This is a genomic window from Neobacillus oceani, assembly GCF_046237595.1.
GTDB lineage: Bacteria > Bacillota > Bacilli > Bacillales > Cytobacillaceae > Bacillus_D > Bacillus_D oceani.
Window position 1 is genome coordinate 1,593,477 of record NZ_CP143543.1, and the last position, 17,976, is coordinate 1,611,452.

Annotated in this window: 16 protein-coding genes; 6 read left to right on the top strand and 10 right to left on the bottom strand. The window is 47.7% G+C overall.

Annotated elements, in window-relative coordinates; all coding sequences use genetic code 11:
- Positions 1–134 precede the first annotated feature (134 nt).
- On the top strand, positions 135–671 hold the full coding sequence (locus tag V1499_RS07970) for a DinB family protein (RefSeq protein ID WP_409275246.1): 537 nt from the start codon (positions 135–137) through the stop codon (positions 669–671).
- A gap of 529 nt (positions 672–1,200) precedes the next feature.
- Positions 1,201–2,457, top strand: a complete 1,257-nt coding sequence (locus V1499_RS07975) for a cytochrome P450 (RefSeq protein ID WP_409275248.1) — start codon at positions 1,201–1,203, stop codon at positions 2,455–2,457.
- 73 nt (positions 2,458–2,530) lie between these two features.
- On the opposite strand, the gene V1499_RS07980 is transcribed toward V1499_RS07975, so the two are convergent.
- The gene (locus V1499_RS07980; RefSeq protein ID WP_409275250.1) at positions 2,531–3,481 is read right to left on the bottom strand and encodes a Gfo/Idh/MocA family protein; all 951 of its coding nucleotides are present in this window, start codon (positions 3,479–3,481) and stop codon (positions 2,531–2,533) included.
- 275 nt (positions 3,482–3,756) lie between these two features.
- On the opposite strand from V1499_RS07980, the gene V1499_RS07985 reads away from it, so the two are divergent.
- The 3 genes from V1499_RS07985 (at position 3,757) to V1499_RS07995 (ending at position 9,668) form a co-directional block, all read left to right on the top strand.
- A complete protein-coding gene (locus tag V1499_RS07985) occupies positions 3,757–4,488 on the top strand; it encodes a TIGR02206 family membrane protein (protein ID WP_409275251.1) in 732 nt (243 codons plus the stop codon).
- A 451-nt stretch (positions 4,489–4,939) separates the two neighbouring features.
- Positions 4,940–8,116 (top strand): SNF2 helicase associated domain-containing protein, encoded by a 3,177-nt coding sequence (locus V1499_RS07990; protein ID WP_409275253.1) that lies wholly within the window; start codon positions 4,940–4,942, stop codon positions 8,114–8,116.
- A gap of 115 nt (positions 8,117–8,231) precedes the next feature.
- On the top strand, positions 8,232–9,668 hold the full coding sequence (locus V1499_RS07995; RefSeq protein ID WP_409275255.1) for an NAD-dependent succinate-semialdehyde dehydrogenase: 1,437 nt from the start codon (positions 8,232–8,234) through the stop codon (positions 9,666–9,668).
- 49 nt (positions 9,669–9,717) lie between these two features.
- Here the strand turns inward: V1499_RS07995 and V1499_RS08000 are convergent, their stop codons facing one another.
- From V1499_RS08000 to V1499_RS08035, 8 genes are all read right to left on the bottom strand, one after another.
- Positions 9,718–10,200 (bottom strand): PepSY domain-containing protein, encoded by a 483-nt coding sequence (locus tag V1499_RS08000; RefSeq protein ID WP_409275256.1) that lies wholly within the window; start codon positions 10,198–10,200, stop codon positions 9,718–9,720.
- 122 nt (positions 10,201–10,322) lie between these two features.
- A complete protein-coding gene (locus V1499_RS08005) occupies positions 10,323–11,021 on the bottom strand; it encodes a PepSY domain-containing protein (protein ID WP_409275257.1) in 699 nt (232 codons plus the stop codon).
- A 90-nt stretch (positions 11,022–11,111) separates the two neighbouring features.
- Positions 11,112–12,461 (bottom strand): sensor histidine kinase, encoded by a 1,350-nt coding sequence (locus tag V1499_RS08010; RefSeq protein ID WP_409275259.1) that lies wholly within the window; start codon positions 12,459–12,461, stop codon positions 11,112–11,114.
- Positions 12,458–13,153 (bottom strand): response regulator transcription factor, encoded by a 696-nt coding sequence (locus V1499_RS08015; RefSeq protein ID WP_409275260.1) that lies wholly within the window; start codon positions 13,151–13,153, stop codon positions 12,458–12,460. The genes V1499_RS08010 and V1499_RS08015 overlap by 4 nt, the downstream gene beginning before the upstream one ends.
- Positions 13,154–13,421: 268 nt before the next feature.
- Entirely contained in the window at positions 13,422–14,612 is a 1,191-nt protein-coding gene (locus tag V1499_RS08020; protein ID WP_409275262.1) for an NAD(P)/FAD-dependent oxidoreductase, read from the bottom strand.
- A 133-nt stretch (positions 14,613–14,745) separates the two neighbouring features.
- Positions 14,746–15,354 (bottom strand): hypothetical protein, encoded by a 609-nt coding sequence (locus tag V1499_RS08025; protein WP_409275264.1) that lies wholly within the window; start codon positions 15,352–15,354, stop codon positions 14,746–14,748.
- Positions 15,335–15,865 carry an RNA polymerase sigma factor gene (locus V1499_RS08030; RefSeq protein ID WP_409275265.1) on the bottom strand — a complete coding sequence of 177 codons (531 nt, stop codon included), beginning with the start codon at positions 15,863–15,865 and terminating at the stop codon, positions 15,335–15,337. Before V1499_RS08030 ends, V1499_RS08025 begins: the two co-directional genes overlap by 20 nt.
- Positions 15,866–16,126: 261 nt before the next feature.
- A complete protein-coding gene (locus V1499_RS08035; RefSeq protein ID WP_409275267.1) occupies positions 16,127–16,654 on the bottom strand; it encodes a DinB family protein in 528 nt (175 codons plus the stop codon).
- A gap of 145 nt (positions 16,655–16,799) precedes the next feature.
- Here V1499_RS08035 and V1499_RS08040 point away from each other — a divergent pair, with 145 nt between their 5' ends.
- Positions 16,800–17,183, top strand: coding sequence for a VOC family protein (locus V1499_RS08040; RefSeq protein WP_409275269.1), 384 nt, complete (start codon positions 16,800–16,802; stop codon positions 17,181–17,183).
- A 66-nt stretch (positions 17,184–17,249) separates the two neighbouring features.
- Here V1499_RS08040 and V1499_RS08045 read toward each other — a convergent pair whose 3' ends face one another.
- Positions 17,250–17,822, bottom strand: coding sequence for an FAD-dependent oxidoreductase (locus V1499_RS08045; RefSeq protein WP_409275271.1), 573 nt, complete (start codon positions 17,820–17,822; stop codon positions 17,250–17,252).
- Positions 17,823–17,976 lie beyond the last annotated feature (154 nt).

Genomic DNA, 17,976 nt, shown 5'->3' on the forward strand with positions numbered 1-17,976 from the left:
TGGATCGGACGATCATTCGTATTTACCCTCAAGATTTTTTTATTAGGGACCTATGTTTGCAGTCCGCTTATCTTTGGTAAAGTTACCTTTGAACGTGATATTGTAAAACTAAGAAACCGAAGGGAGTGGTTTTCATGTATAAAACGCCTGAGCAAGGTGAATACGCATCTGCCTATGAACCGTACATTGTGTTGGTTCCGGAAGGGGACATCGTCACAACTTTGGAGAGGCAGGCGGATGAAACTGTCATCCTGCTGAAAGGGTTGTCGGATTCACAGGCTTCCTTCAGGTATGGCGAGTCAAAATGGAGCATTAAGGAAGTTTTGGGCCATATGGCGGACTGTGAGAGGATCATGGCGTACCGGTTATTGACAATTGCGCGCGGGGACTCGGTCCCACTCCCTGGCTTTGAGGAGAACGCATACGTTCGGGAAGCTGGGTTCGACAGGGAACCGCTTGAGAACTTGCTGGCGAATTTCATGGCGGTTCGGGCGTCGACAAGCGCTCTGGTAAGGTCGCTCAGCGAGGAAGCGTGGCCACGGACTGGGAATGCCAATGGCCATCTCGTATCAGTACGGGCAATCGCCGCCATGATCGCAGGCCACGAACTCCATCACCGTAAAATCCTCATGGAACGCTACTTGGGCTCAAACGGATTTCCTGCGGAGTGAAGCAGGGGACGAATTTGGCGGATCCATTTACGACTGCACAGGGGAACATATAGGCCGCTTCAATTTTAGGGAATTTTGGTAAAAGGCAGGGTTAAGCCCCTGTCTTTTTTGTTTCTCAAGAGTTTTTTTGCACCCCATTCAGGAAGAAGTCCCTGCTTTAGAGCTTCTTCATACATTTAGGTTGCTTATCCCCTCTGGACAGTCATTTTTTGCGCAGATTTTCATAGAGCGGCAAGATATCCGGGATTTCAATGCAGATATCCGGGATTTCAGGACAGTTATCCGGGAATACAATTCAGATATCCGGGATTTCAGGACAGTTATCCGGGATTTCGATGCAGTTATCCGGGAATTCAATGCAGATATCCGGAACTGCCAAATTTCAGACACAATTAGCCCACCGGCCAGGTCAGGATGGTCCGAATGTAGCTCACCGCGGAATAAATCCTTAATTGTTTAACAAGCCGCTCGATAGGCAAAAATGTATGCAGCAGCACGTACATATTTTTTCAAAAAGGAGAAGATGGATTTGAACGGTGAAGTTCCTAAAGACCACATTATTGATAACAGCCTAGCGTTGATGCAGGAGGGGTATGAATTTATCGGGAACCGATGCAAGAAATACGGAGCGGACCTGTTCGAGGCGCGGCTCCTTGGCCAAAAGGTCGTGTGCATGACCGGCGAGGAAGCGGCGAAGATTTTCTATGATAATGATAAGTTTCAAAGAATAGGAGCGGCGCCGAAAAGGGTGCAAAAGACGCTATTTGGGGTTAATGCGGTCCAGACAAAGGACGGCGCTGTGCACCAAAGTAGAAAGATGCTGTTCATGGCGCTCCTGTCACCGGAGGGAGTTGCCCAGGTCCGCAAACTGGCCGAAACGTATTTCCGCGAAACGGCTAGTAAATGGGAAACGATGGACCGGGTCGTCCTTTTTGAAGAGGCTGAAGAAATCCTTTGTAAAATTGCCTGCGAGTGGGCTGGCGTTCCTATAAAAGAGGAGGAGGCAAAAGAACGCGCGGAGGATTTCACCGCGATGGTCGATGCGTTCGGAGCTGTGGGGCCACGCCATTGGAAAGGCAGGAGGGCCCGGACTCGCGCTGAGGAATGGATCACGGAAGTTATCGAGAAGGTCAGGGCAGGTGAACTTGCGGCGAGGGAAGGGTCGGCGCTTCATTCATGGTCAGTATACCGTGAGCCGGATGGAAAACCGCTTGATGCGAAAATGGCCGCGGTCGAACTGATTAATGTGCTAAGGCCAATTGTAGCGATTGCGACTTTCGTTTCGTTCTGTGCCCTGGCCCTGCATGATCATCCGGAATGCAAGGAAAAGCTCCGTACTGAAGGGGATAAATATCGGGAATGGTTTGCCGAGGAGGTAAGGCGGTTTTATCCGTTTGGGCCGTTTGTCGGTGCAAGGGTAAAACATGCATTTACGTGGCAAAACTACAATTTTGAAGAGGGGCAGCTTGTCCTGCTGGATATGTACGGTACGAACCACGATTACAGGCTGTGGGAATTTCCGGACCAATTCCATCCTGAACGGTTCCGGGACTGGGACGGAAACCTGTTCAAATTCATTCCCCAGGGAGGCGGGGATCCGGCAAAAGGCCATCGCTGCCCAGGTGAGGGAGTTACAGTCGAGGTCATGAAGGTTTGCACCGACCTGCTAGTAAACGGAATCACGTATGATGTTCCAGAAGATCAGGATTTAAGCTACAGCCTTGTCCGAATGCCAACCCGTCCGGAAAGCGGATTTATCATGGCCAACGTGAAGAGGGTTCAATAAGAAAATGAAACAGTGGACGGATCTCTTGCTCCAAAAAAAAATGAAGCAGGAGATTCGTCCCTGCTTCACTAATTCACCCCTCCAAAAGCTGGTCGAGGATTTCCTGGACATCGCGGCCACGCTGGAAGGAAACAATACGAGCCGGTTTTCCATCAAAAGCCTTCACAAGCTCATCGATGAACCGGTGATAACTGTTTGCACCCTCCACCTCAATCCGCTGAAGGGGTTCATTTTTTCTGGCAGCCCAGATTTCCGACCAGTTACGGAGGGAAAGTGTCCCCTCTGTTCCATACAAATCGAAACGAAGCTCTTCCTTCATGCCAAGTCCAGATAGCCCGTTGAAAAGGACAGGCACACCATTTGAAAGGCGTCCGCTTACGATGATGCCGGTTTCGCAAAGGCCCGGATCTTCCGGCAACTCCAATGAGGAACGGACATCGCTTATTTTTCCGAACAAATGTAAAATAATCTGGATATAGTGCGGAAACACTTCACGGACGAAACCTCCTTGGTCCCTTGAAGAAATCCAACTGTTTTGCTGCCATTTCCGGGGCCATTCCTCAAAATGGCAGTGCAGTTCAACACGGCGTAAAGCCCCAAGGAATCCATTGCTCACCAACCGTTCGAGTTCTAAAAAACCGGCCCCGAAAATCGTCGGGAAATTAACTGCGTGAAGCAGCCCGCTAGAAGAAGCTGCTCCCACCATTTCATCCGCTTCAGTAACCGTACTGGCCAGCGGCTTTTCACAAAGGACATTTTTGCCGCTCCGAAGCGCCTCCATTACATATTGGTGATGGAATTTTGGCGGTACTGCGATATAAATCAAGTTGATGTCAGGGTTGTCAAAAAGAGCCCTGTAGTCATCCGCTGCGGCTATCCCATATTTTTCAGATACTTCTGCTAGTCGCTTTGCATTTCCGTCAAATACTTCAAGAACGTCTGCCTCGGAATGCGCCAGGAATGCGTTCATTACGCGCTCGCCAATGCCCCCGGTGCCAATGATACCAACATTTATCTTCCCCATAAAGAACTCCCCCCTTGGAAAATGGCCTTACGTTTGCCCATATGGCAAAGCTTGGGTTTCTCAAAAAATATGATTTTCGTAAATGTGTACCAGTCTATTTTATCACTGCAAGCTGAGGGGAAGCCATCAGCATTTCCTTATAATCTTGTAATAGAATTAAATAAGTCAGCTCTGCAGGAAAATGGTAAACTAATAGCAAATGGTATGCTGGAAGTATTTCCTTGGGGAAAATATACAGGTGAGAGAAAACTCATTGCCTTAATGGGGTGGAGTGGATGGACTGGTTCGGAGGAAGTTCGGAGAATTATCGGTTTGTGATGTTTTCGGTATCGCACATCTTCGTTTTGGTGATTCTTCTCCTGGCGGTAATCGCGATTTATGTATTCCGTGAACGTCTAAAAGGGCTTGGGCAGCGGAAAATGGAAGTTTGGGCGGCGGGAACGCTCATTGTAATGGAGTCCCTCTACCACATTTGGATGTATGCAAATGGCTTTTGGCGGGCGGTCGACTCTTTGCCCGCCGGCCTTTGCAGCATCAGCCTGATCCTGGCGGTAATCCTTTTATTAACGGGAAGCAAAGCGGTTTATGACATACTTCTTTACACTGCTCTGCTCGGCGCGACCCAGGCGCTCGCAACCCCGTATTTGTTCTATGACTTTCCGCATTTCCGGTTTGTCCATTTTTTCTATACACACATGCTGATCGTCCTTGTCCCGCTTTACTACACGTGGGTGAAGGGATACCGGCCGGCTTTTTCATCCGTCATCAGGCTCGTCGTATTTTTGAATTTGATCATGCCGGTTGTCATGCTCATTAACAAACTGGTTGGCGGCAATTATATGTATTTGAGCCACAAGCCGGAAACTGCGAGCCTCCTGGACGTGCTTGGGCCATATCCATGGTACATCCTTTCACTCGAAGGCCTGCTCGTCTCGCTCAGCCTGATTGTCTGGCTGATTTTCCGTGAAAGGGGAAAGGCGTCCGGTACTTCCAGGCAAATGAATTAGAGTGAAGCAGGGAACGCCTTGCTTCACTTTTTTAAAAACAGAAAGTTTCTCACGTTTACATGTTTAATAATTTGTTTGCATAGCCGTTTGGCAACAACCCCCACTTATAATGGAAGTACGAAGGGATAATCCGGAGGAAACCATCGAAAACCCTTGGAGGGCAGCCTCCAATGTTTGAAAAACCGATTCTTCCGTAACAACGACTATTATAGGCCTTTTATAACTTCGTCCCAGGCGGGGTTTTTCTTTTTTTGAAAATGGCCTTATTCATCAAAAGTGAAGCAATGAAGCATGAAAGGCCCTCTCCTTCATTTTGCTTCACTCTGGAAACTCGCCCGGAATGAGGGCTATAATGAGGTAAGATTCGAATTACACATAAAAAAACATTTCTAAAAACGTTTTTCCCATGGAAGGAACGGGTTATCCATTGAAACTAAAGCTGAATCAAACTATGATAAAAAATCGCTGCGGCCCGGCTTCCTTTAAAAGAGGTGAGGCTTATTACCGCGGGAATAAGGTGAAATTGCATTCCGCCGGAGAGGGAGAATGGACTGCCATCGTAAAAGGCGCTGAGGATTTCAACGTGACTGTGGAAGCCGACGGCCGAGGGGGGTTCATAACGGCATGTACTTGCCCTTCCCTAGCATCGGTCAACAAAGATTGCCAGCACATTGCCGCGGTCCTGCTTGCCATATTAGGGGATGGGAAAACTCCGCATCTTGGTGAACACTCCCCGCCGGTTTTGGATAACGGGCCGCTCGCCGCCCTTTTTGCCAACCGGACCAAGCTCCCTTCCGGCCAAAGGCTCCATTTTGAAACACGGAGCGTCCTGCATACAGGCTTCATTTGCAGGCCCACTGTCTTAAAAAATGGACAGGAAATGCTTGGGATCGAGTTATATGTAAATTCTACCGCCATCGGCAATATCCGCGGGTTCCTTGAAAACGTTGAAAAAGGAGCTCCCGACACATCCGTCCTTTATGATCCGCAGCTCCATTGCTTCGAGGGCGAAACAGATTCCGTCCTCCATCAATTAATCCGGATTATGGAGGACGAAAAAATAGTGAAGGGAACATTTTCAGAGAGCGAATTTGCGGGCGGGCAGGCTGAACCGGAGCTTCTTCCAATCCCTCCTGCATCTTGGAATCAGCTTTTGCCATTGCTTGCCGCGGCGCCCCGGGTAAAACTTTCCTATGGCGGCCATGAATATCCCAGCATGCAGTTGTCGGACGGTCCACTCCCTTTGCAGATTGAGATGAAGGAAGAAACCGGGATACATAAGCTTGTGGTTGAAGGGCTCGGAAAAATAGTACTAATGGAACCATACCGCATTGCATTGGCGGACGGTAAACTTGTCCAGCTGGCGGAAGAAGACTGTGCCCGCCTCGCTGAACTAAAGCGGCTTTTCAAAGGGGAAGGGACAAAGGAATTTCCCATCCCTTCCGGACAGGAAGCTTTTTTTCTTGAAAAGGTAGTTCCGGGGTTAAGGAAGCTCGGAAGCATCCAGGTTTCCGGGACGGTCGCAAGAAAACATGCCTTTCCGCCACTTGTTGCGAAGCTTTATTTGGACAGGGTAAAGAACCGCCTATTAGCAGGACTCGAGTTCCATTATGGTGATCACATCCTTAATCCTTTAGAAACAGGCTCTTCCGCCCATAACCTGGGAATCCACCGTAATACTGAAAAAGAAAACCTCATCCTTGAATTGATGGAAAAGGGTTCGTTTGCAAAAACGGAAGGCGGCTATTTCCTGCACAATGAAGAGCTAGAGTATGAATTTTTATACCACATAGTCCCGATGCTTGAAAAACATGTCCAGATTTTTGCGACAACGGCGGTTAGGAACCGGATTTTCAAAAGCCCTTCCCCTCCGAAAATCAGCGTAAAGGTTAAGAAGGAACGTACCAACTGGCTGGAATTTACATTCAAGCTTGCCGGAATAGCGGATCAAGAAATACGGGATGTCCTGTCCGCGCTTGAAGAAAAACGGAAGTATTACCGCCTTCGGAATGGCTCTCTTCTTTCACTTGAGGACAGGGAGTACGAAGAAATCCAACGGTTCCTGAAGGCGGCGCCTATCCAGAAAGAGGATTTTGAATCGACTTTGAATGTCCCGATCATCCAGGGGTTACGTCTCCTCGATACGGCGGGGGAAGGGACGGCATTTTCATTTGAGGAATCGTTCCGCTCCTTCCTTGAAGAAATCCGGAACCCGGGGGAAAAGGACTTTCCTGTACCCGAGCTGCTGGAGCCTGTTTTGCGCGGCTACCAGAAACAAGGCTATCAATGGATGAAAACCCTCGCCAGCCATGGTTTTGGCGGTATCCTTGCAGATGATATGGGCCTTGGAAAAACACTGCAAAGCATCGCGTTCATCCTGTCGGAGCTTCCGAAAATAAGGGAGCAGAAGATGCCGGCGCTCATTGTGTGCCCATCATCGGTAACCTATAACTGGCTGAACGAATTTTCCAGATTCGCACCGGAAGTGAATGCTGTTGTAGCCGACGGCGGGGTGGCGGATAGGGCAAGCCTGGCGCGCGACCTAGATGGTGTTGACGTCGTCATTACTTCGTATCCTTTGCTCCGGAAGGATATCGGCACATATGAGCGCAAAGAGTTCCATTGCGTTATCTTTGATGAAGCCCAGGCGTTTAAGAACCCTGTAACCCAAACAGCGCGTGCTGTGAAAAAAATCCGCGCGGCCCACCGGTTTGCCCTGACGGGGACCCCGATTGAAAATTCGATCGAGGAACTATGGTCGATTTTCCATGTGGTTTTCCCTGAATTATTCCAGGGCCTCCGCGAGTACAGCCATTTGACAAGAAAGCAAATCGCCCGCAGAGCCAGGCCTTTCATGCTTCGAAGGCTCAAAAAAGACGTCCTTTTGGAGCTGCCGGAAAAAATCGAGACAACCGACTCGTCCGAACTCCTCGCTGAGCAGAAAAAGCTGTATGCGGCGTATTTGGCGAAGCTCAGGGTAAAGACCTTCAGGCATTTAGATAAGGAAACAATCCGGAAAAACAGGATCCGGATCCTTGCGGGGCTGACGAGACTGCGGCAAATCTGCTGCCATCCCGCCCTGTTTGTGGACGGCTACAAGGATGGTTCCGCGAAGTTCGAACAGCTCATGCAAATTGTCGATGAATCGAGGCTTGCTGGCCGGCGTGTCCTGATTTTTTCCCAGTTTACTAAAATGCTTGAACTAATTGGGAGGGAGTTTGCAAACCTGGGTATTCCTTATTTTTATCTCGATGGGCAAACCCCATCCGAGGAACGCGTCGATACTTGCAGCCGTTTCAATATGGGTGAACGCGATTTCTTCCTGATTTCCCTTAAAGCAGGCGGAACCGGGCTTAACCTACCCGGGGCCGATACGGTCATTTTGTACGATCTTTGGTGGAATCCCGCAGTCGAGGAACAGGCGGCGGACCGGGCGCACAGAATGGGGCAGAAAAATCCCGTCCATGTTATTAAGCTGGTGGCCAAAGGGACGATCGAGGAAAAAATCCACGATTTGCAGGAAAGGAAACGGGATCTTGTTGATGGCATAATCGGAACGGCCGCTCCTTCCAAGGCTACGCTCACCGAAGAGGATATAAGGGAAATCCTCCTGTTCGGAAGCGGCTGACTTGCCGTTTTAATTTTGGAAGTACTAAGCTGCACGTTAAAAAGGAAGTTGATTTTGCTTAGGGCACCTTGGTTTTGGGCTGATCTGAAAATTTCCGATAAGGAGGAGCAAAGGGATGAGTGGAGCAATTTTAAAAAAAGGCATGTATATTAACGGTGAGGAAATTCACGCCAACGATTCATTTGAAGTTGATAATCCGGCGACGCTCGAGACGATCGGGTATGTGCCGGATGGAGGGGCAAGGGAAGCCGAGGTGGCTGTGGATGCCGCGCATGAAGCTTTTTTTGCATGGTCGAAAAAAACCGCTTATGAACGCTCGGCCCTCCTAGAAAAATGGTTCCAGGTGATTTCGGAAAGAACGGAAGAACTGGCAAGGATGATTACGCTTGAACAGGGGAAACCGCTCACGGAAGCGCGCGGCGAAATTACTTATGCGAACTCGTTCATCAAGTGGTTTGCCGAGGAAGCGAAGAGGGTTTATGGCGAGACCATCCCTGCCTCGTCAAGTTCAAAACGGCTTCTTGTCCAAAAACAGCCCGTGGGTGTCGTAGCGGCGATTACGCCATGGAACTTTCCGGCAGCCATGATTACGAGGAAAGTCGCACCTGCCCTTGCCGCGGGCTGTACGGTCGTCATCAAGCCTGCGCCGGCGACTCCATTGACCGCACTGCTCTTGGCTGAATGCGCTCATGAAGCAGGCATGCCTGCAGGAGTCCTCAATGTGGTCACGACAAATGATGCAACGGCTGTTTCGGACGTGTGGCTCGAGGACAGCCGCGTCAAAAAAATAACATTCACCGGCTCAACCAAGGTAGGGAAGCTCCTGATGGAAAAAGCGGCTAAAACTGTCAAAAAGGTATCCCTGGAGCTTGGCGGGCTCGCGCCGTTCATCATTGCCGAGGACGCCGATATTAACGCGGCAGTAAACGGGGTCATGCAATCTAAGTTCCGGAACGCAGGCCAAACATGCGTGTGCGCGAACAGGATCTATGTCCACGAAAAAATAAAGGAACCCTTCATCGACGCGTTCAAGTCGGCACTAAATTCGCTGCGTGTCGGTAACGGGCTTGAGCAATCGACGGACATCGGCCCACTCATCAATGAAGCGGCAATCGAGAAGGTGAAGAAGCAAATCGATGATGCCATTAGCAAAGGGGCCGAAGCCATCAAAGGCGCTAAAGCCGATGGATTAGAGGGCTTCTTCATCGAGCCGGTCATCTTGTCAGGTGCGACGGACGACATGCTCTGTATGCTGGAGGAGACATTCGGCCCAGTTGCCCCGGTCAGCACGTTTTCTGATGATGCAGAAGCCATCCGGAGAGCCAATAATACCCGCTACGGGCTCGCGGCGTATGTCTTTACACAGTCGCTCCAAAAAGCCTTCTATTATTCTGAAAATCTTGAATATGGCATTGTCGGCGTGAATGATGCGCTTCCGGCAACGGCCCAGGCCCCATTCGGAGGCATGAAGGAAAGTGGGCTTGGCAGGGAAGGCAGCCATCACGGTATGGACGAATTCCTCGAGATAAAATATATCTCGATGCAGCTTTAACTCGAAAGGCAGAATCCGCGTTTTACGGACTCTGCCTTTTTATTAATTCTTAATAATCGTCAGTCTTATCGTCATCCCGTTCGTCCTCGATTTCAATTTCGAGGATTTTTCCGGTTGTTCCATCAATCTTTACTTCCGTTTCTCTTTTCCCATCTTTAAGTTCGAACTCATACTCGATGCGGCCGTGTTCCATTTCAGCTTCAGCCTTTGTAATTTTACCTTTTGCAGCGGTTTTTGCTATTTTTGCTGCTTTTTCAAATGAAATTGAAGCGGCAGTTTCAATGGCCTTTTTATCATCAGTTCCTTTTGTTTTAACCAAAGCCACCCCATGTTCTGATTCCCGCTCGAGCTCAAATTCCACCCCATGTTCGGATTCCCGCTCGAGCTCAAATTCCACCCCATGTTCGGATTCCTGCTCATACTCAAATTCCACTTCACGGCCGGAATCATCTTTTCCTACCGCTCCAACCGCGAAAGTTCCTCCGGCGATCAGCCCAAATACGATGCCTGCAGCCAATAATTTGTTTCTCATATTTTTTCACTCCCATTCGTTATTCTGCTTTCACTATATCGTGCGAAAATGAGAAAAACGGGATAAATAGATTAGAAATTCATGAGAAAGTCGGCAATTTGTTCCACTGGATTACGCGGTTATTAATCGTCCCACGTCACGGCCATGACCTCTCCAGTTATGGCGTGGATTTGGACGGTCGCTTCATTATCGTCTGGCGTCTTTATTTCAATGAGATAGAACGTCTGGCCACTCTCTGTCTCAATGTCTACATCATCAATCTCGCCATTTACTTCTTTTTGGGCAGCCGCAATCGCCTCGTTCTCTGTAACCCTCTTTGGTGGATTGGCTGGGGTTGTTTTTTCAGAAACAACGTTACCGGTTTCCACATCGACTGTGACAGTTGTTTTATTCTCGTCTGTATCCCTGACAACTCCAACGAAAACCGGCCTTCCACCGCTTTCCGTTTTATTAAAAGAGATTAGTTCCCCGGCAGCTTTTGAGAGGATTAATTTCTTAATCTCGTCTTCTGAAAGGGAGGGAGGCGGATCTTCTTCATTTATCGTACCAATCCGTTCAATAGATAATATTTTTCCTGTTTTCGAATCAATCTTTACCCAGTAGGATTGGTTTTTGATGTCTAGCCTTACGTAATATAGTTGTTCTTCGGCTTGCAATAAAGTTACGTTCCCGCCGTAGCGGTTTTCAACAAGCTTTTTTGCTTCTTGTTTCGAAATCGCTTCGGCTGAGGAATCTTCTGGCTTAAGCAGGAGCCAGCCAACCAGTGCTGATAGGATGAGAAGCGAACTAAATAAAGTGATAAATCCCCATTTCTTTCCCACTTATACATCTCACCGCCTTTTTTCAGATTACCACAGCTGCATACTACAACCAGTTTGCATTGCAAACATTAAAATTTACTGAGAACGGCCTCATTTTTTAAAATAAAGGCTTACACTCGTTCCACTTCCTACCTTACTTTCAAGCCGCAGCCGGATTCCGAGGGCGTCGGCGATTTCTTTTGCCAGGGAAAGGCCAAGGCCCGAACCGCCGTTTTTTCTGCTTCTTGCTTTGTCCACACGGTAGAAACGATCAAAAACCTTTGGCAATTCGTCCTCATCTATTCCGATTCCCTTATCGGCAATTGTGATTACCGCTTCCCGGCCATCGTTGCCAACTGTGATTGTTATCGGTGCGTCACTGTATTTCCGGGCATTGTCGAGAAAAATAAACAGCAGCTGTTTCAGTTTCAGTTCATCTGTCTTGGCGATGAGGGGTTCTCCGGAGTGCTCCAGAATCACTTCAGAGTTGAACGCATTTTCAAACGCTTTTGTAGAAGAAATAACAAGCGAAATCAAATTAACAGGTTCGATTCGGAGGTTCCACTGTTCATTATGCTTTGCCAGAAGCAATAGCTGCTCAGTCAACTCCTTCATTCTGATGGCTTCCGAATGGATTGCTTCAACCGATTCCTCGAAAATTTTCGGATTCTGCATGCCTCGCCGTTTCAATAATGAGGAATAACTATCAATGATCGTAATTGGGGTTTTCAGCTCGTGGGAAGCATTTGAAATGAACTGCTTTTGCTTGTCAAAATTTGATTCAAGCAGCTCGATCATATGGTTGAATGTTTCGCCCATTTGGTATAGCTCATCCTTCGATTTACCTTCAAGCGCGATTTGTTTAAACTGGCCGCTTCGCCGGATGTCAGACATTGTCGTAATCATGGAGGTAACAGGGCCGATGATGATTTTTCCGAGTAATGCACTTGATGCCAGCACGGGAATCAAAGCGGCTAATGTAGCAAACAGGAGCACAACACCGAGTGTTTGGACGATTTTTGCAGCAGGTTCCAAGGTTGTGGTTATCTGAAGATTTGCGACGTTTCCGCTAGGAAGAATAATAGGCATCGACTGGAATGAGTAATCCCGGCCAAGGTACTCAATTCGTTTGCTCGTTTCCCCAGCGAAATAGTGGGGCGTCCGTTCGGCCAGCTTTTTCTCTGATTGGGAAGTGGTTGTCGCCAATCCTTTCCCTTCGGTGCTGACCAGCTGAATCATTCCGTTAACAGGCACGTAGGCACGCAACAGAACAGCTTCGGGTATGTTCCCTAGCGACTGGGCCACGACCGCGGAGACTTTTTTCATTTCGGCCTCGGCAGTTTCCATATGGCTTCCATAAGTCAGTTTGCTGAACGTGATGTATATGAAACCATTGACAATGATTAGCACAAGTGCGAATAGTGCGGTTGTGTACAGGTTTATTTTTGACCGGAGTTTCATTGGGCCTCCCGCAGCACATACCCGACGCCCCGTACGGTATGGATAAGGGGAGGGAGGCCGGAAAGGTCTATTTTTTTTCGCAAATAGCGGATATACACATCGACGACATTTGTATCGCCGGCAAAGTCATAGCCCCAAACCTTTTCAAGAATTTGGTCCCTTGTCAGTACCTGCCTTCGGTTGGTTAGCAGGTAGACAAGCAAATCATATTCCCTTGGCGTCAAATTAATCGAAGTACCTGAACGGTTTACATCCCGAGTAATCATGTTAAGAGTCAGCCCTCCAAAGGCCAGCTCGTTTTTATCCTCATTGGATGGCAGGATGGTTTTAAACCTCAGTGCAGCCCGGATTCTTGCCAGCAGTTCATCAATTTGGAAGGGCTTCGTTATATAATCATTTGCCCCCAGATCGAGGCCGGCCACCTTATCCTCTACCTCGCCTTTCGCTGTCAGCATAATAACCTTTGTAACAGGGTCGTTCGCCCTTATCCGCCTTAGCAGGTCGACCCCGCTCATGCCAGGCAGCATAACATCCAGTAAAACCAAATCCCAATTGCCCGTCCGGTATGCTTCAAGGGCCTCGATCCCATCCGCGGCTTTCTTTACGGAATACCCTTCAAATTCAAGTTCGAGTTCCAAAACCCGGGCAATCTTTTCTTCGTCCTCAACGATTAAAATCGATTCCTTTTCCATTTAACAGCCTCCTGGTAAAAAACTTCCCTTCCTATAAAAATAGATAAAAATCTTCAATTTTACCACACAATAAAAATAAAAAGGGTGAAATAGGACAGGTCTACTAGACTTTTAGGGTAAACCCCGTACTAACATAATAATTTAATAATGAGCGGCAGGGGGCATATTAAGGTAATCCACTTCCTTTGAAGCAGGAGCCGCATCCGGTGATTTCTTATTACAAACAAAAACCGCCCGCTAGAGCGGACGGCAACTTCATTCGTTTCCTTTATTTCCTGATTTCTTTGAGGAGCAGGCGGGGGCCTCCGAGCATAAAGAAATACCTTTTTTCAATTACCCATTTCATAAAAGAGGCGAAGCGCCCGTGGATCGCCTTTCCGTAAACGACACCGGTTGCGTTATGATGGCCCATGCTCATCACGGTACCGCGGTGAGTATACTTGAAGGGTTTCGCCGGAACACCGTAAATTTTCGCTGAGAGATTATACCCGCAATATTGTCCCTGCTGCAGGGCGATTTGCGCCGTTTGCGGGTAGGGAACGCCTTCGGGGGAGAAGCTGGCTGAAGCGTCCCCAAGCACATACACATCGCGGTAGCCTGGCACCTCGCAGTATTCATTCACAATCACGCGACCGTCACTGCAGGTCTTGAAGCCTTGGCTATCAAGAAGCGGATTGCCCTTGACACCGCCCGCCCAGACGAATGTATTCGTTTCAATTGATGAACCATCCGTAAAACGGACTTCCGTTTCGGTGCAGGAGGCGATTGTCGTTCCAGTCCTGAACTCCGCCGGGATCTTCTCGGAGGCCTTTTTCGCATCCTTTACCATGCAAGAATCATAGCCTTTCAGAAATTCATCATGGGCTTCAACGCAGATTACCTTGGCGAGATCCTGGCCGATACCGTATTTATCGCATAGTTCAGGCAATTTTTCAGTAAGTTCATAAATGAATTCCATACCGGAAAACCCGGCGCCGCCAATCACAAACCGAAGCCTCTTTTGATCTCTATCCTGAAGATATTTTTCAAACTGTTCCTCGATGTGCCCGCGGAGCCTGTTCGTTCCTTCCCAATCAAAGAGGAAGAAGGCGTGCTCATTCACTCCGGGAAGCCCGAATGTTTGCGGGACTCCGCCAATCGTGATGACGAGGTAATCATAATTCAGTTGATTGTTTTTTAGTATGACTGTTTTAGTAGCAAGGTCGATGCCAATCACTTCATCCTTAATAAAGTGTACCCGCTCTGGATCGATGAGTTCCTTTATCGGGAAAACGATTGATTCTGCGGGGATGGTCCCAGCACCCGACTCATGGACTTTGGTTGTGAGATAATGGTAGTCATTTTTGTTGACGAGGGTAATCTCCGCGCGCTTTGTATGGACTTTCTTCTGGAGAGTGACGGCCGTTAGCAAACCCGCGTACCCTCCACCAAGGATAACAATCTTTTCCTTTTTTACCATTTGTATCACTCCCTTTGGCTATAGCATACTACTTTGTTCAATATTTCACAATCTAATATTGCGGAAATTTTAGCATATTTTCACTTTTTATAAAAAGGCGCAAAAAAAGCCGGCTGCTGCCGGCATGGAAGGTTTATTCATTGATCCTGAACGTCCTAACGATTTTTTCAGCATCCGAATGATCAATTTGGTCCCAGTAGAAATAAACATGGTAGCGAAGCTTCGATTTTTCGGATAGGAAGAAGTAGTGGCGGATTTGAGTTATTCCCATGGTTTTCTGATGATCGAGTGTAAACTTGACAGGATACTGATAGCCCGGGAGGATGGTATGCTCAAACACATTTTGGTTGGCAATATTCTTGTGCATTTCCTCTTCCGTCATAATTTCAATGCCGCCCGCTTTTATTCCATCCACATAAAACTCTGCTTCATCGCTGGAAATCTTCTCGACTGTAAATTTATCCATCGGGTCGATCGAAAACTTTTCCTCTGTGGCTGAGCCCAGGCCGAAGAAGAGGCTGTTATCGGAAATACTGTTTATCACGAAGGTGGAAATTCCGATAAAAAGAAAGGCAAGCACCGCAAAGCTAAGGGCCGCTGGGAAAAAATTCTTCCTTTTCACGAAGGGGGAATCAACCCTATTCAGAGATACGCCAATCCGTTCCTTCGCTGCATGATTGAGGCCAAGGCGCGGGAAAGCGTTAAGTTCTTTCTGGATTTCTTCATTCGTTAATGGCCGCATTTTGGGCACCTCCTTTTTCATTTTTCGACTGTTTTCTCAGGCCTTCAATCGCCCGGTGGTAGGAAAGGTTGACCCTTGCTTTTTCCCATCCAAGGATCGCCGCTGTTTCTTCCGGAGTGAGCTGCATGATGCCGCGAAGGATAAGGACATCCCGGTACGCAGGCTTCTGTTGCTTAATCAATCCATAAAGCTCCCGCTTCGTTTCGTCCTCAAGGACATGTTCCAAAGGGTTCTTCTCCGGTGCGGCTGCCTGGTTCAACAGGCTGACGGGGAGGAACCGTTTTAGCCGGTTTTTTCGCATATGGTCGATTGCCACATTCCTCGCGATTGTAATCAGCCAGGTTTTCGGATTAGAGCGCCCTTCAAACCTGTTCATATTTTGATAGGCTTTTATAAAAGCTTCCTGGACAAAATCCTCCACGTCTTTTGTCCCAAAATAATAAACGAGGTAATTATAGACATCATCGTGATAATCATTGAACCATTGCTGGATGAGGTTTTCATTTTCCATGTCCGGCCTCCTTTGCTTTGATTTACAAATTAGACGAGGAAGGGAGGGAGTAATTTCAGTTTTTTGAAAATATGTGTATTACCCCGTTGAAAAGCCTGGTGCCCATTATATGCAGCCGGGGTTCCTATTTGTGGATTAGGAAAATATGCTCTTGGATTGCTTGACTAAAAAAGGTGCCTTTAAACAAGAAAGGTGTATTCCTTTTTAGGCGGAAAGACTCTAGCCCTTTATCAAGATACTTCAAACTTTTTTATGAGCAACTTAAACACTTTTCAAAATACCCAGGTATTCCTTCCAAGGCCCAACATCCTCACTGTACCGTTTTGCCATCACCCGGGCGATTTGGGAGATGTGCGTCAAATCATGGACAACCCATGTGGAGACAAGCTCCCTGACCTTTACAGTTCCAAACGCAGGATGGTACCCCGTTGCTTCAAGTTCTGCTTCCGATTGTACTAGTTTTCGAAGTGTGGCAATATTCTGTTTCCGGATCGACTTGAATTCCTCAAATAGTTCATGGAATGGCTTTTCACTCGCTTCATTTAGATGCGAAAAACGGTCGAAGGCGGGGAAGGGTTGGCTTTCCCCTTCGTTTAAAATAAATTCAAGCCTCGGAATCCAATTGGTTTTTTCAGCTTCAATAAGATGCCCGATTACCTCGGAAAGATTCCATGTCCCATCGCCTTCGTTGCAATCGAGCCAGCCGGTTGATAGCCCTGTTAAAAAAAATTCTAGCGTCTGCGGTGTCCGTTCGAGCACCTCGATCGCTTCATTCATTAAAAAATTCATCCAATCCACCTCACGTATTTTTAGTTATTTTAACAGACAAAAGAATAATGAGTGAGAATTATAGCCATGAAATTTTATACTTTAAAAGGTATTCAAAATGGAAAAGGAGAATACATAGTGGATAAAAGACAAAGGTGGAATTCGAATGGAAAAAACAGCATCACCAATTGCAAGCAAAATCAACAATGTATTCATCCATGTCAGCGATTTGAAAATATCCGCGGCGTGGTATGGTAGGCTTTTGGGCCTACCTGTCAACCTTGAGGAAATCGAATCGCCGGTATACAACATCCCTGTAACTGGCCAAACAGGCTTAACCCTCGATGACCATACGTTTGACCCAGGTTTTACATTGCGGCCATCCAAACATGTTTTGTTCAATTTCTATGTAAAGGATATCGATGAAGCGTATGCGTTTATAAAAGATAATAATATACCGGTTGTCAGGGAGATTGAACGGATTGGAGAGTTTGCGTATTTTAATTTTGAAGATCCTGATGGAAATGTACTGATGATTTGCAATTGCTAGGAGAAAAAACGGCCAAGCGCATGCCTGGCCGTTTTCATTTGAAAGAATGAATGTGGCAAAGGATTCTTATTCCTTTGGCTTTAAAACATCGTGGTCGACATAGCGTTCGCCATTCAGCTCGCTGATGACGTTGATGGCAACCTTCGCGCCGTCCCCGGCAGTGATGATTGTATGGACGCTAACGCCCGCGCATGTTCCGGCTGCCCACGCGCCCTCAACATTCGTCCGTCCTTGTGCGTCGGCATCCAGAACGGTTTTGATCCTTGGTTCCGTACCGGGCTTCGTATTTACGCCAAGCTTTTCGGCAAGGTCCACGGAAATGCCGGTGGCAAAAATAACGTGCTTAGCCTCGACTGTACCATTATTTTCGGTTTCAATCTTAAAACCGCTTTCAGTTTTTTCAACGTTAGTGGCGGCATCCTCAAGTACTTCCGTGCCAAATTTCTTAGCTTGGGATTTACCTGTTTCGATTAGGTCAGGTCCGGATATTTCTGGAACACCATAATGGTTCTCGACCCAGGCACGCTTTGTCATTCCTTTGTCATTGTCAATGACGACTGTCTTCTTGCCGGCTTTTGCGGTGAAAAGTGCTGCGCTTGCTCCAGCGGGACCAGCTCCGATAATTGCGATATCAAACATGCTGTAACCTCCTTAAGTATCTCTTGAACTAAAGATATCTTAAACAACGCTTTTGCCAAAGTCAACAAACTAGACTTACCTTTGCAGTTACCAATCCCGCCAGCCCCCCGCGCCTGAACCGTTTATCCAATCAAGCGAGTTTGTTATACTAAAA